Genomic DNA, 13,706 nt, shown 5'->3' with positions numbered 1-13,706 from the left:
TGATGAATAAGTTTAATCATAAATTAAAGTTAGATAAAATAATTATCTATTTAATAATGGTCAGTAATTTTTTAATTTTATTTGCTTATTTGCCATTTTATCAGGAGTTTCAGCTTTTTAAGAATGCAGATAATAATTTTCAACTGCTTAGATTTGATAATATTTATTATCCGCGGCTAAAGATTTTAAGCTGGAGTGCTTTTATTTTATTAATCTTATTTTTAATTTATATTATAAAGAATCAAGATCAGATAAAAAATAATTTATTTAATTACCTTATTTTTTCACTCTTTATTTTATTTTCACTGTCCACTTATTTTGCTTTGGATAGATTTACAGCGCTAAATGGTAGATTTTATCGCTGGGAGGGCTTTATTGCTTTAGCTGCTTACCTATTTTTTGCTTTTTTGATAGCAAATTTAGTAAATAAAATAGATTATTTTAAAATCTATGCTTATTTAATCTGGGGAGCTGCTTCAGTTTTATCTATATACGGAATTTTACAATTTTTTGGGGTCGATTTTATCAAAAGAGATCCCTTAAGAGAAAATTGGTATAGAGCTTTTTCCACCTTTGGTAATCCAAATTTTGCTGCCAGTTTTGCAGTCATGATTTTACCTACTCTGATTATGCTTTATTTGACTTTAAAAAAAGGTAAATATAAAATAGCAGCCTTTGGGGGCAGCAGTTTAGTTTTTGCCTTTCTATTAACTACTGCAACTCGTGGAGCCTGGCTTGCTTTTGCCCTAACGGTATTTGCAGCCATCTTTTTGCTTTTTGATTTTTTAAAAAATAAGAAAAAAGAGATTTTTAAATTATTAATTGTATTTATTTTAATAATTATTATTTTAAACTCTTTTCATGGAGGCTTAATGGGCTTAAGATTTATCAGTATTTTCCACGATCTACAAGATCTTTCTTCAGCTGAAGAAGATGAAATTGATCGAGTCGGAACCTATAGGATTTTCATTTATAGAAATTCTTTACCTTTAATAATGGAAAATCCTTATTTAGGAGTTGGGCCAGATAATTTTGCTGAGATATTTCCCCAGGAAAAATATAGAGAATTCACCGGCACTAAAAATAGAGTAGTTGATAAGGCGCATTCTGAATATATTCAGCTTGGGGTGACAACCGGGATACCAGCTTTAGTTATTTATTTATTTCTGTTATTATATGTTTTATATAATTTAAAACCGAAAACTTTTAACACTATTAATCTAGAAAGTATTAAAGGAAAAAAGAAGTTTATTAAAACAACTTTGTTTTTGTCAGTTTTGGCTTATTCTTTACAGGCTGCATTAAATATTAGTGTAGTGACAGTTGCTCCAATATTTTGGACAATTTTAGGATTTGCTGGAGCTTATATTATAAATTATAATGAAGATGATTTTGAGGAGGAGAGTAGTTAATGAAAATTGTTCTAACAGGTTTCATGGCAGCAGGGAAAACTACAGTAGGAAAAAAGATTGCTGCATATAAAAATTTTAACTTTTATGATAGCGATGATTTAATAACTGAAAGAGAAGAAATGAGTATTAAAGAAATATTTGAAATTAAGGGGGAAAAGTATTTTAGAGAAGTTGAGAAAAGAGTGATTACTGAGCTTCTAAATTCAAAAGAAGATCTTGTCTTGGCTCCAGGTGGAGGGGCAGTTTTAAATCAAGAGCTTAGAGAGATGATGATTAATAAAGCAGAAGTATTTTGTTTAGATATTAGTGCAGAAGAAGTTTTAAAGAGAAATTCAGAAAGCAAGATAGTTAGACCACTACTTGAGGTCGATAAACCTTTAGATATGGTCCGCTCACTTTTAGAGGAAAGAAATCAATATTATGCAGAAATTCCTTTTCACATTGATAGTGAAAAATATTCAGCAGAAGCAATAGCAGATATAATTATTGCTGAACTCCCTGATCAAAAATTAAATATTGAAATAAAAAATAAGGATCAGGCTTATCCGGTGATTATTGATCAAGAATATAAGCAAAATAGTTTTGAGAGTGTTATCTCTAAAGTTAGAAATAGAAAAGTTTTACTGCTTGCTGATAAAAAAGTGATAGCAGAACATTCAGAACCAGTTATCAAAAAGCTAAAAAATGCTGCCGATGTTATTGAATTTAATTTAGAAGCTGGTGAGAAAATAAAGGATTTAAGTGTGTTGGAAAAAATATATACACTTTTGTATGAAAACAGCTTCAGCCGCTCAGACTATTTAATTGCCTTTGGCGGAGGTACTATCGGAGATCTAGGAGCTCTGGCTGCATCTACCTTTTTGCGAGGGATTAAGCTAATTCAAATGCCGACTACTTTGATTTCACAGTTGGACAGCAGTGTTGGGGGTAAAACAGCTGTTAATTTTAGAGAGACCAAAAATTTAATTGGCAGTTTTTATCAAGCAGAAATAGTATATTACCAACTTGAATGGCTAAAAACACTGGAAAAAGCTGAGCTTAAATCTGGTTTGGGGGAAGTTATTAAATATGCTATTTTAGGAGGAAATCCTCTTTTTAATATTCTCAAAGAAAACAAAGATAAAATTTTAGAATTAGATAAAGATTTAATGCTTGAAATCTCCAAGATTTCTCTGCAGATGAAAGACTATTATGTTAGTCAAGATGTTAAAGATCAGGGACAGCGCAAAAAATTAAATTTAGGTCACAGCTTTGGTCATGCAGTTGAGGGTGCAGAAAAGTTTAGATATAAGCACGGAGAGGCTGTTGTAATGGGGATTGCTTTTACTGCTTTTTTATCAAATAAGATTGGCAGTTTAAGTGATCAATCTTTTAAAGAAATAATAGAACTAATTAATATTTATGATTATCAGCTCTTTCCTTCTGCAGCTGTGGGAGCCGAAAAATTAGCTTCGTATATTGCTCATGACAAAAAAATTGCTGATAATAAAATGTGGTGGGTTTTAATTAATGATATAGGGGATACTTATCTAAGTGATAAATTTGATCATAATAATATTCAAAAACATATGGAGGAATACTTATGCAAAAAGTGGCTGTAGTACATGGACCTAATTTAAATATGCTTGGTTTAAGAGAACCAGAAATTTATGGCACAAAAAATTTAGAGATGCTTAATCAAGAATTGAAAGAAGAAGCTGAGAACTTAGATTTAGAAATAGAAATAATGCAGAGCAATCATGAAGGTGAAATAGTTGATTTTTTACATCAAAATTATAAAGAACTTGCTGGATTAATAATGAATCCTGGGGGTTTAACACATACCAGTGTAGTTCTGAGAGATGCTGTGGCTTCTATCAGACTACCGGTGATAGAAGTACATATTAGTAATATTCACCGCCGGGAAGAATTTCGCAAAAAATCAATAACTGCCGAAGCTGCAGTTGCTCAGATTACAGGACTTGGAACTTACGGATATATTTTAGCCTTAAAAGGACTAAAGGAAGTTCTAAGAAAGGAGAAATATTAATGGAGAAACGAATAAATAAGATTAAAGAAAAGCTAAAAGAAAAAAATATTGAGGCTTTTTTAGTGACAAAAAATGAAAATGTAAGATATTTAAGCCGTTTTACAGGTACTGCAGGTAAACTTTTAATTACTCAAAATGATAGTATATTTATTACTGATTTTCGTTATTTAGATCAGGCAGAAGATCAGACTGATGGCTGTGTGATTGAAGAAATAAGCAGTAACTTTATCAATGGATTTTCTGAACTTTTAAAAAGAAAAAACATTAAAAATTTAAGTTTTGAAAGTCAGGATTTGAATTTTAAAATGTATCAAAATTTAAAAGAAAAATTAGATCTTGATTCTTTAAATCCCGAAGAATCACTTATTGAAGAACTCAGAATCATTAAAGATGAATCTGAGATAGAAAAAATAAAAAAAGCTGTAGAAATAGCAGATCAAGGATTTCAGTTTTTAATTGATTTTATTGAACCAGGCAAAAGCGAAAAAGAGGTAGCTTTAGAGCTTGAGTTTTTTATGAAAAGACAGGGTGGAGAAGCCAATGCCTTTGATTTTATTGTAGCATCTGGTAAAAGAGGTGCTCTTCCACATGGGGTTGCTTCAGAAAAAAAGATTGAACTGGGTGATTTAGTTACAATTGATTTTGGAACTGTTTATCAGGGATATCATTCAGACATTACCAGAACTCTAGCTGTCGGTGAGCCAAAAGCTAAATTAAGAGATATCTATGAGCTGGTTCTAACAGCTCAAGAGAAGGTGATTGCAGAGATCAAAGCAGGCATGGATTGTTTTGATGCAGATAAAATTGCCAGAGATTTTATTGCTGAAGCAGGTTATAAAGATAACTTCGGCCATGGTTTAGGTCATGGTGTGGGACTTGAAATTCATGAAGCACCAAGATTATCTTATACTTCCGAAGCTGTTTTAAAAGCAGGAATGGTTGTTACAGATGAGCCTGGGATTTATGTTTCAGGACTTGGAGGAGTCCGCATCGAAGATGACCTTTTAATTACAGAATCTGGTTGTGAAGTTTTAAATTCTGCTCCCAAAGAACTGATAATTTTGTAATTAAATTGAAATCAGTTTTAATTTCTAATTATTTTCAATTAAAAAGAGTGATTAATTTGAAGGCAATAATTTGTTTAAAAAGCTAATTTCTGCTATAATTGAACTGCAGTAAAAAATAGTGGAGGTGCTCAAATGATTTCAACAAACGATTTTAATACAGGTTTAACAATAGAGCTGGATGGAGAGGTATATCAGGTAATTGAATTTCAACACTCAAAATCTGGTAGAGGAAGTGCATTTGTTAGAACAAAATTACGTAATGTAGAAGAAGGATATACTATCAATAAAACGTTTAAAGCAGGAGAAAAAGTAGAAAATGCGCATGTCGAAAAAAAGAAAATGCAGTTTTTATACTGGGATGGCAGTGACTATATTTTTATGGATAATGATACATATGAACAATTTCATCTTAGTGAAGAACAGCTGGGAGATAAGATAAAGTATTTAAAGGAGAATATGGAACTAGATATTTCTGTTTATCAGGGACGCCCGATTGATATAGACTTACCTACCTTTGTTGAATTGAAAGTTGAGGATACTCAGCCAAACATTAGAGGGAATACAGTATCTGGAGGTAATAAACCAGCAACTATGGAAACAGGGTTAGTAGTTCAGGTTCCTTTATTTATTGAAGAGGGCGACACACTTAAAATAGATACTAGAAATAATGAATATATAGAAAGAGCAAACAGTTAAATATTAATTTAATTAAGGGGGATATTTGATGGACTATTTAATTATTGGAGCTGGTGCAGCTGGAGTATCTGCAGCAAAAGAAATTTTGAAAAACAGAAAAAAAGATGATAAAATATCTATTTTCACTGATGAAAATTATCCATTTTATTATCGACCCCGATTGATCGAATGCTTATCAGGTGAAGTTGAGGTAGAAGAAATTATTATTAATGATGAGCAGTGGTTTGAAGATAATAATATTAATCTTCATCTTGGTGAAAAAATTACTGAGGTTGATTTGGGAAATAAAGTTATTAAGAGTAATAGTGATCAATATAATTATGACAAATTACTACTGGCAAATGGTTCTCACTGTTTTGTACCACCGTTTTCTGGTATGGATCTGGAAAATATATTTACTTTAAGAACCGCAGCTGATTTAAAAGTAATTAACAAGGCGGCTGAAAAAGCAAAAAAAGCAGTTGTGGTCGGTGGTGGACTTTTAGGTCTAGAAATTGCCTATAATTTTGCTAAAGCAGGATTGGATACAACTGTTTTGGAAGTTGCACCTTATCTGCTGCCAATGCAGCTTGATAAAAAAGGAGGAGATCTCCTGGAAGAAAAACTTAAAGCAAATGATGTAAAAGTAATTACAGATGCCACTACTAAAGGTTTTGATGGCCAGCAGAGTGTAGAAAAAGTTGTTTTGGAAGATCAAGAAATTGAAGCAGATCTTGTTTTAATTTCAACTGGAGTTAGATCCAATACATCTCTGATCGAAAATCTTGATATTGAAATCAATAATGGTGTTAAAGTCAATAGTAAAATGCAAACCTCAAACCCTGATGTTTATGCTGCAGGTGATGTGGCAGAATATGAAGGGGAAATCTATGGAATCTGGCCGCCTTCTTTGGCTCAAGGAAGAGTAGCGGGTACTGTTATGAGTGGAGGAGAGGCTGAATTTGATGGTTATGTACGTTCTCATAAATTAAAAGTTGCCGGCATAAATGTTGTCTCTCTGGGTGAGTTAAATGAAGAAGGAGACTATGAAGAAGAAATTATAGTTGATAATGACACTTATGTAAAAGTGATTAAAGATAATGGAGATAAAATTGGTGTTTTAATTGTTGGTCAATATTCTGAACAAAATCAAAAGTTGGCTGATGTTAAAAGATAAATTTTGAGTAAATAGAAGGAGGTTAAACTATGAGTGATAAAAAAATTAAAGATGTAGAAGCGGAAAATTTAGAAACTGAAAATATTGATGAGGGAAGTATTAAGATTGCTGATGAAGTAGTGGGAATTATTACCGGTTTAGCAGCTACAGAAATTGAAGGTGTAGCTGGAATGAGCGGTGGTCTTGCTGGTGGATTAGCTGATATGCTGGGTAGAAAAAACTTAAGTAAGGGTGTTAAAGTAGAAGTTAAAGAGGAGACTGCTTTAGTTGATGTATATGTCATTATTAATTATGGAAATTCCATACCAGATGTTGCCTGGAAAATTCAAGATAACGTAAAACAGGCAATTGAAGGGATGACAGGTTTGAATGTTAAAGCAGTTAATGTTCATGTTCAGGGAGTTAATTTTCCGGAAGAGGAACAAGAAGAGGTTGAAAACAAAGAAGTAGAGGAAGTAGAAGACAAAGAATAATTATTCTTTGAAAATGATTGGAGGTTAAGCCAAATGAAAATTATAAAAAACATATTTTCTTTTTTAATTGCTTTAATTCTTATCGTTTTAAGCATAACTCTTTCTCTATATAGTTTTGGTGTTTTATCGGTGAATTTTATCCCTAATTTAATTTCTACAAGCTATAATAACTGGCAGATTGCAGTTGTCTATTTAGTTGTTCTTTTTATGTCACTATTTGTAATCTACCCTTATTTTACTGATAAAAAGTTTAAATCAACCAGATTATTAAGTTCAGAATCAGGAGATATTACAATTACAATTTCAGCTTTATCAAATTTAATTAAAGATAGAGTTAAAGAAAAAGAAAAGTTTGAAGATATTAAAATTAAAATAGAAGAACTGGATCAGGGATTAAAGATAATTTTAAGTGGAAATCTTACTGTTCCCGGTGATTTACCTGCTATTAGTGAGAATATACAGCATGATTTAAAAAGTTATATCACAAAGACTACAGGTATAGAGGTAGCAAAGGTACAAATTCAAATTGATGATGTAAAAAAAGATAATAAACTGCCCAAGAATGTAGAATGAGGTGGTCTATAAAAATGGATAAAAAAGAATTCAAAGAGGAATTATCCCAATATATATATATCAACCGCAAAAAAATTATTGGAGCTTTAATTGGTTTAATTATCGGTATTTTAATTTTAACTATCGGTTTTTTTAAAACCTTACTGCTCTTTTTAACTACTTTAGTTGGTTATTATTTAGGGATGCGCTGGCGTTTTGAAGAGGATTTAAAAGACTTTATATTAAGAATTATTCCAGATAGATTTAAATAGAGTTTAAATAGAGTTTAGAAATGAGGTATTTTCTTTATGCAAAAAGTTTCGCGACATAAACAGAGAGTCTGGGTTTTGCAGATTCTTTATGGTCTGGACATCAGAAAAAAAATTGATCTAGAAAACTATAAAAAAAGCTACGATAATTTTATAGCTGAAAAGGGTATTACTGAGGAAGACTTATATGCTGAAGAGCTTCTCGAAGGAATTATAATGGAGCTCGAATTATTAGATGCCCAGATTAACGAATATGCAATTAATTGGGATATAGAAAGAATGCCGGCAATTGATAGAAATATTTTAAGAATTGCTGCTTATGAAATTCAGCATGAGATTCCAGTTAAAGTTGCTATTAATGAGGCAGTAAAAATTGCAAAAAAATATGCAGATGATAGTTCACCTTCTTTTATTAATGGAATACTATCAAAATTTGCTTAAAAAGAGGGCTTATTGCTCTCTTTTTTTTGTTTTTTGCTTGTTTTTATGTTATATTTTAGGTAGTAATATTATCATATTGTTCTTTTTTATCCAAATAAAATATTTAGCTGGAGTTTTTTTGATTTTTTAGATAAAACTTTAAATATTAATAAGTTAATGAGGTGTGATTATGAATTATTCAACAAAGATTGCAAAGATTGAAGAATCAAAAACAATTGCTGTTAGCAGCAAAGCAAATAGATTGATTGCAAAAGGTGAAAATGTAATAAGTTTTGGAGCAGGTGAGCCAGATTTTCCAACACCGGAATTTATTAAAAAAGCAGCAGTAGAAGCAATGGACAAAGGTTATACAGGATATACATCTGTTTCAGGACTACCTAAATTAAAAAAGGCTGCAGTTAAACATTTCGCTTCCAATTATTCCTATAAGTATTCAACTAATGAGGTTATAGTCTGTAATGGTGGCAAACAGGTTTTATATAATGCTCTTTCGGCAATTTCAAATCCAGAAGATGAAATTTTAATTCCCAAACCTTACTGGGTATCTTATACTGAAATCGTTAAATTAGCAGGTGCTAAGCCTGTTTTAATTGAAACAAAAACCGAAAATAAATTTAAATTAAGCGCAGCAGAATTAAAAAATAGTATAACAGCTAATACAAAAGCAATTATTATTAATTCTCCTTCTAATCCTGATGGTCATTTTTATTCGAAGTCAGAAATTAGAGATTTAATTGAAGTGATTATTGACAAGGATATTTTTATTATTAGTGATGAAATTTATGATAAACTGCTCTATGATGGTCAGGAATTTTCTTCAATGATAGAACTGTTTCCTGAATTAAAAGAGAGGATTTTAATTGTTAATGGAATGTCAAAAACATATTCGATGACAGGTTGGAGAGTAGGCTTTGGTTTTGGATCTAAAAAGTGGATAGATAGAATGGCAAAAATACAGAGTCATTCTACCTCTAACGTTAATACTATTGCTCAATATGCAAGCGCCAAAGCTTTAGAAAATAAGGAACTTGAGGAAGTTATCAATGAACGTCGCGAGATTTATCAGGCTAGAAGAGATTTGACTGCTGAGCTGCTTTCAGATATCAAGGGCTTAGAAGCAATCAAACCCGCAGGAGCCTTTTATTTTTTCATTAATATTTCTGAATTAATTTCTAAAAAGATAAATGGTCAAGAAATTAAAGGATCACTTACATTTTCAGATTTATTGTTAGAAGAAAATAAAGTAGCAGTTGTGCCTGGAATAGCATTTGGTATGGATAATTATATTCGTATTTCTTTTGCTTTAAGCGAAGATAAAATTCGAGAAGGTATTAGTCGAATTGCAGATTTTGTCAGAGAATTAGAAGCTTAAGTTAAGACTTAGTTTAAGTTGAGCGATTTAAACTAAAGATATTGTTGTAATAAAGTTTAAAAACTTTTAATAAATAAAAAAAGAGCAGAGAATCCTCTGCTCTTTAACTACTATATTAAGAATATAAAAATGGTGCGAAAGGAGGGATTCGAACCCTCACGGTCGTGAGACCACTAGACCCTGAACCTAGCGCGTCTGCCAGTTCCGCCACTTTCGCACTAACAAATTATATTCTAACTTAAATTAATATTTTTGTCAAGAATCATTTTTAGATATTGCTTTATTTTCAAAATTATTACATTCCAGTTGTATGGATAAAATAATTTAATGTTTAAAAAGATTATTTGTTAAATTAAGAAGGATTTAAGAGGCCTGGCAAAGAATTAAGTATAGAAGCAGGATTTTTTGTTTTGCTTTTTTAAAATAAGAGGAGGTCAATTATGTATGAAATTTTAGAGAAAGAAGTTCTGGCACCAACTATCAAAAAACTAAAGGTTAAAGCACCTTTAATTGCAAAAAAAACTGAGCCGGGTAACTTCATAATATTAAGAGTAGATGAAAAAGGTGAACGAATTCCACTGACTGTAGCTGATTATGAACGTGAAACAGGAATTATTAGTATTATTTTTCAGGAAGTTGGATATTCTACCAAATTATTAGGAAAGATGGATAAAGGAGATTATATTCAGGATATTGTTGGCCCTTTAGGCCATCATATTGAAATGGAAGGATATAATAAGGTGGTATTATTAGGTGGGGGTTCAGGAACTGCTCTTTTATACCCTAAAGTAAGAGGTTTTTATGAGCAGGGAGCTGAAGTAATAAGTATCACAGGCGCAAGAACTAAGAACTTAATTATTTTAGAAGATGAATTAAATGAGTATAGTGATCGAGTATATATTGCCACTGATGATGGCAGCTATGGGCACCATGGTTTTGTAACAGAAATTTTAAAAGATTTACTGGAAGAAGAGGATGATATTGACTTAGTTGTAGCAATTGGTCCGGTACCAATGATGAAAGCTGTAGCAGATATGACTGAAGAGTATGGAATAGAGACTATTGTCAGTTTAAATACAATTATGGTTGATGGAACCGGAATGTGTGGGGCTTGTCGAGTAACTGTTGGGGGAGAAAGAAAGTTCACCTGTGTTGATGGACCTGCCTTTGATGCTCATCAGGTTGACTTTGAAGAATTAATGAATAGATTAAATTTTTATCAAAATGAAGAAGATTTAGTGCATTACAAAGAAGTCGAGGAGGATAATTAATGGCTTTACAAAAGACAAAAACTCCAATGCGGGAACAAGAACCTGAAGAGAGAATTAAGAATTTTGATGAAGTCCCATTTGGTTATAGTGATGAAGAGGCAGTTGTTGAGGCAGAAAGATGTCTGCAGTGTAAGCATCAGCCTTGTGTTGAAGGTTGTCCGGTCCATGTACCTATACCTCAATTTATTCAGGCTATATTAGATGGAGATGTTGTCGAAGCAAACCAGATAATTAAAAGTAAAAATAATTTACCAGCCGTTTGTGGTCGGGTTTGTCCTCAGGAAGAACAGTGTGAAAAAGTTTGTGTCATGGGGATTAAAAATGAGCCAGTTGCAATTGGTCGTTTAGAAAGATATGTAGCAGATTATAATATGGAAAAAGGTACAGATAAGTCATCTGCTGCTGAATTAGAAAAGATGAAAATACCAGAACTGGAAGAAAAAAAAGTTGCAGTAATTGGAGCTGGACCAGCTGGCTTGACTGCAGCAGCTGATCTTGCTAAATATGGGTTTGATGTAACCATTTTTGAAGCACTGCACGATACAGGAGGAGTATTACGTTATGGGATCCCTGAATTTAGACTCCCGAAAGATATAGTAGACAGGGAAGTTGAAGCTATTAAAGATCTTGGAGTAGAAATCAGACTGAATGTTGTAGTCGGAAAAACAATGACAGTTGATGAGCTATTTGAACAGGGATATGAAGCGATGTTTATTGGTGTAGGTGCAGGCCTGCCGAGATTTTTGAATATTCCTGGTGAAAATCTTAATGGCGTTTATTCTGCAAATGAATTTTTAACAAGAGTTAATCTAATGAAGGCATTTAAATACCCGGAATATAAAACACCGGTTGTAGTTGGAGATAAGGTTGCAGTAGTTGGGGCTGGTAATGTGGCTATGGACTCAGCTAGAACTGCAAAAAGACTGGGGGCAGAGGATGTATATATAGTTTATAGAAGAGCTGCGGAACAAATGCCAGCTAGAAGTGAAGAAATACATCATGCTGAAGAAGAAGGAATAGAGTTTAAACTTTTGAACAATCCTGTTGCTATTCATGGTGAAGACGGTCGAGTAAACAAGATGGAATGTTTAAAAATGAAGCTTGGAGAAAAAGATGATTCAGGCAGAAGACGCCCGCTGCCAATTGATGACTCAAACTGGATGCTGGATGTAGACACAGTAATCATAGCAATCGGTCAAAATCCTAATCCACTGCTGACATCAAATACCAAAGATATTGAAACTAAAAGCTGGGGCGGTATTAAAGTAAATGAAGATCAGGAGACCAGTCGTGAAGGAGTTTACGCTGGGGGAGATGTTGTTACTGGTGCTGCAACTGTAATTAAAGCAATGGGTGCTGGTAAAACAGCAGCAGAAAATATTAAGAACGATTTGTTAAATAAATCTAAAAAATAGAGTGGTTGATTTTATGTCAGATTTATACCAAAACAACTTATTTTCAAAAAAAGAAAAAAAGATATATACAGTAGCAGAAATTACAGAGTATCTTCAGGCTTTAATTAAAGAAGATACTCTTCTTTCTGACTTTTGGATTAGTGGTGAAATTTCAAATTTTTACCACCACAGTTCAGGTCATATGTATTTTACCCTCAAAGATAAAAATTCTCAGCTTAAAACTGTTATGTTTAAAGGCTATAATTCTGCGTTGGATTTTGAGCCTGAAGAAGGAATGCAGGTTGAAGCTAGAGGGAATTTAGATATATATGCTCAGCGAGGAGAATATCAATTTTATGCTAGAGAAATGGAAAAGGCCGGTAAGGGTAAATTATATGAAGCCTTTGAAAAATTAAAGGCTAAATTGGATAAAGAAGGTCTTTTTGCTGACAGTAGGAAAAAAGAAATACCACTTCTGGCTAAAAAAATTGGAATTGTAACTTCTCCTACAGGCGCAGCAGTTAGAGATATTCTGTCGGTAATGAAAAGACGCAGCGGTAATTTTTCAGTTTTAATTATACCGGCTCATGTGCAGGGGAATTTAGCAAAAGATGAAATTACTGCAGGGATTGAATATTTAAACAGTCGTGACGATATTGATTTAATAATTATCAGTCGTGGTGGGGGCTCGATTGAAGATCTCTGGCCCTTTAATGAGGAAAAGGTGGCCCGAGCAGTATATAATTCCAGGCTGCCGGTAATTAGTGGAGTTGGCCATGAAACTGACTTTACTATTTCAGATTTTGTAGCTGATTTGAGAGCTCCAACACCTTCGGCTGCAGCTGAGCTTGCTACTGCAAATCGAGAAGAAATTTTAAATAGGCTTGATAATTTAAATCAGCGTCTTTTAAACAGCAGTTCTGCTAAAATTAAAGAATATAAAAATAAGATAAAGAGTCTAGCTGAGAGAAGGATTTTTTCTTCACCTGCAGAAATCTTTCGTACTTACGAGCAGGAGCTAGATCGAATTGAGACAAAGTTAGAACACCAAATAGAAAAAGATTATAATAGCTGGGAAAACAAATACCAATTATTATATCAAAAATTAAATAATTTAAGCCCGCTTAAAACTTTAGATCGTGGTTATTCTATTCTTCAGGATGAAAATGATAAAACTATTAAATCAGTGGATCAAATTGAAAATGGAGATTTACTTAAGGCTCGGTTAAGTGATGGTCTGGCAGAATTAGAAGTAAAAGCTAGTAGAAAAGTTGGTGATATAGATGAGTAAAGATAAAAAAGAAAGTGAATTAAAAAATGAAATTGAAGAAATTGAGACTAAGAATTTAGATTTTGAATCAGCTTTAGAAAAACTTCAAAAAATTGTGGAAGAACTTGAAAAAGGTGGTCTCTCACTTGATCAAACTCTAGCAGAATTTAATCAGGGAATGCAGCTGCTTAAATTTTGTAATCAAAAGTTAGATAAGGCTGAAAAGAAAATTGAGTTAATGCTAAAAGAAAATAATGAGTTTAAAACAGAAGTTCCTTTTGATTCTGAGATTGAGGAGGATTAA

Annotated in this window: 15 protein-coding genes and 1 tRNA gene; 15 read left to right on the top strand and 1 reads right to left on the bottom strand. The window is 32.4% G+C overall.

What is annotated here, in order from left to right:
- The first annotated feature begins 2 nt into the window (after window positions 1-2).
- The 11 genes from HSACCH_RS06315 (at window position 3) to HSACCH_RS06265 (ending at window position 9,467) form a co-directional block, all read left to right on the top strand.
- A complete protein-coding gene (locus HSACCH_RS06315; protein WP_040477211.1) occupies window positions 3-1,412 on the top strand; it encodes an O-antigen ligase family protein in 1,410 nt (469 codons plus the stop codon).
- Window positions 1,412-3,013, top strand: coding sequence for a 3-dehydroquinate synthase (gene aroB, locus HSACCH_RS06310; RefSeq protein ID WP_005488687.1), 1,602 nt, complete (start codon window positions 1,412-1,414; stop codon window positions 3,011-3,013). The genes HSACCH_RS06315 and aroB overlap by 1 nt, the downstream gene beginning before the upstream one ends.
- The gene (gene aroQ / locus HSACCH_RS06305; RefSeq protein WP_005488685.1) at window positions 2,995-3,441 is read left to right on the top strand and encodes a type II 3-dehydroquinate dehydratase; all 447 of its coding nucleotides are present in this window, start codon (window positions 2,995-2,997) and stop codon (window positions 3,439-3,441) included. Before aroB ends, aroQ begins: the two co-directional genes overlap by 19 nt.
- Window positions 3,441-4,508, top strand: a complete 1,068-nt coding sequence (locus tag HSACCH_RS06300; RefSeq protein ID WP_005488683.1) for a M24 family metallopeptidase — start codon at window positions 3,441-3,443, stop codon at window positions 4,506-4,508. The genes aroQ and HSACCH_RS06300 overlap by 1 nt, the downstream gene beginning before the upstream one ends.
- 132 nt (window positions 4,509-4,640) lie before the next feature.
- Window positions 4,641-5,204: an elongation factor P gene (efp, locus tag HSACCH_RS06295; protein ID WP_005488681.1), complete on the top strand. Its 564-nt coding sequence runs from the start codon at window positions 4,641-4,643 to the stop codon at window positions 5,202-5,204.
- A gap of 28 nt (window positions 5,205-5,232) precedes the next feature.
- Window positions 5,233-6,360, top strand: coding sequence for an NAD(P)/FAD-dependent oxidoreductase (locus HSACCH_RS06290; protein WP_005488679.1), 1,128 nt, complete (start codon window positions 5,233-5,235; stop codon window positions 6,358-6,360).
- A gap of 29 nt (window positions 6,361-6,389) precedes the next feature.
- Window positions 6,390-6,833 (top strand): Asp23/Gls24 family envelope stress response protein, encoded by a 444-nt coding sequence (locus tag HSACCH_RS06285; RefSeq protein WP_005488678.1) that lies wholly within the window; start codon window positions 6,390-6,392, stop codon window positions 6,831-6,833.
- 33 nt (window positions 6,834-6,866) lie between these two features.
- A complete protein-coding gene (gene amaP, locus HSACCH_RS06280; RefSeq protein WP_005488677.1) occupies window positions 6,867-7,406 on the top strand; it encodes an alkaline shock response membrane anchor protein AmaP in 540 nt (179 codons plus the stop codon).
- A 14-nt stretch (window positions 7,407-7,420) separates the two neighbouring features.
- Window positions 7,421-7,657, top strand: coding sequence for a DUF2273 domain-containing protein (locus tag HSACCH_RS06275; protein ID WP_005488676.1), 237 nt, complete (start codon window positions 7,421-7,423; stop codon window positions 7,655-7,657).
- Window positions 7,658-7,693: 36 nt separating this feature from the next.
- On the top strand, window positions 7,694-8,095 hold the full coding sequence (nusB, locus tag HSACCH_RS06270; RefSeq protein WP_005488674.1) for a transcription antitermination factor NusB: 402 nt from the start codon (window positions 7,694-7,696) through the stop codon (window positions 8,093-8,095).
- Between the two features lie 169 nt (window positions 8,096-8,264).
- On the top strand, window positions 8,265-9,467 hold the full coding sequence (locus HSACCH_RS06265) for a pyridoxal phosphate-dependent aminotransferase (protein ID WP_005488673.1): 1,203 nt from the start codon (window positions 8,265-8,267) through the stop codon (window positions 9,465-9,467).
- A 130-nt stretch (window positions 9,468-9,597) separates the two neighbouring features.
- Here the strand turns inward: HSACCH_RS06265 and HSACCH_RS06260 are convergent.
- Window positions 9,598-9,684: transfer RNA gene (locus HSACCH_RS06260), tRNA-Leu, on the bottom strand.
- A gap of 223 nt (window positions 9,685-9,907) precedes the next feature.
- Here HSACCH_RS06260 and HSACCH_RS06255 point away from each other — a divergent pair.
- The 4 genes from HSACCH_RS06255 to xseB are packed head-to-tail and all read left to right on the top strand — an operon-like array spanning window position 9,908 to window position 13,706.
- On the top strand, window positions 9,908-10,738 hold the full coding sequence (locus tag HSACCH_RS06255) for a sulfide/dihydroorotate dehydrogenase-like FAD/NAD-binding protein (RefSeq protein ID WP_005488672.1): 831 nt from the start codon (window positions 9,908-9,910) through the stop codon (window positions 10,736-10,738).
- Window positions 10,738-12,153 (top strand): NADPH-dependent glutamate synthase, encoded by a 1,416-nt coding sequence (gltA, locus tag HSACCH_RS06250; RefSeq protein WP_005488671.1) that lies wholly within the window; start codon window positions 10,738-10,740, stop codon window positions 12,151-12,153. The genes HSACCH_RS06255 and gltA overlap by 1 nt, the downstream gene beginning before the upstream one ends.
- Before the next feature lie 13 nt (window positions 12,154-12,166).
- Window positions 12,167-13,423 carry an exodeoxyribonuclease VII large subunit gene (gene xseA / locus HSACCH_RS06245; RefSeq protein ID WP_005488670.1) on the top strand — a complete coding sequence of 419 codons (1,257 nt, stop codon included), beginning with the start codon at window positions 12,167-12,169 and terminating at the stop codon, window positions 13,421-13,423.
- Window positions 13,416-13,706, top strand: a complete 291-nt coding sequence (gene xseB, locus HSACCH_RS06240) for an exodeoxyribonuclease VII small subunit (protein WP_005488669.1) — start codon at window positions 13,416-13,418, stop codon at window positions 13,704-13,706. Before xseA ends, xseB begins: the two co-directional genes overlap by 8 nt.

The organism is Halanaerobium saccharolyticum subsp. saccharolyticum DSM 6643 (assembly GCF_000350165.1).
In the GTDB taxonomy this organism is placed as follows: domain Bacteria; phylum Bacillota; class Halanaerobiia; order Halanaerobiales; family Halanaerobiaceae; genus Halanaerobium; species Halanaerobium saccharolyticum.
The sequence above is the reverse complement of the archived record's forward strand: the minus strand, read 5'-3'. Positions and strand labels throughout refer to the sequence as shown.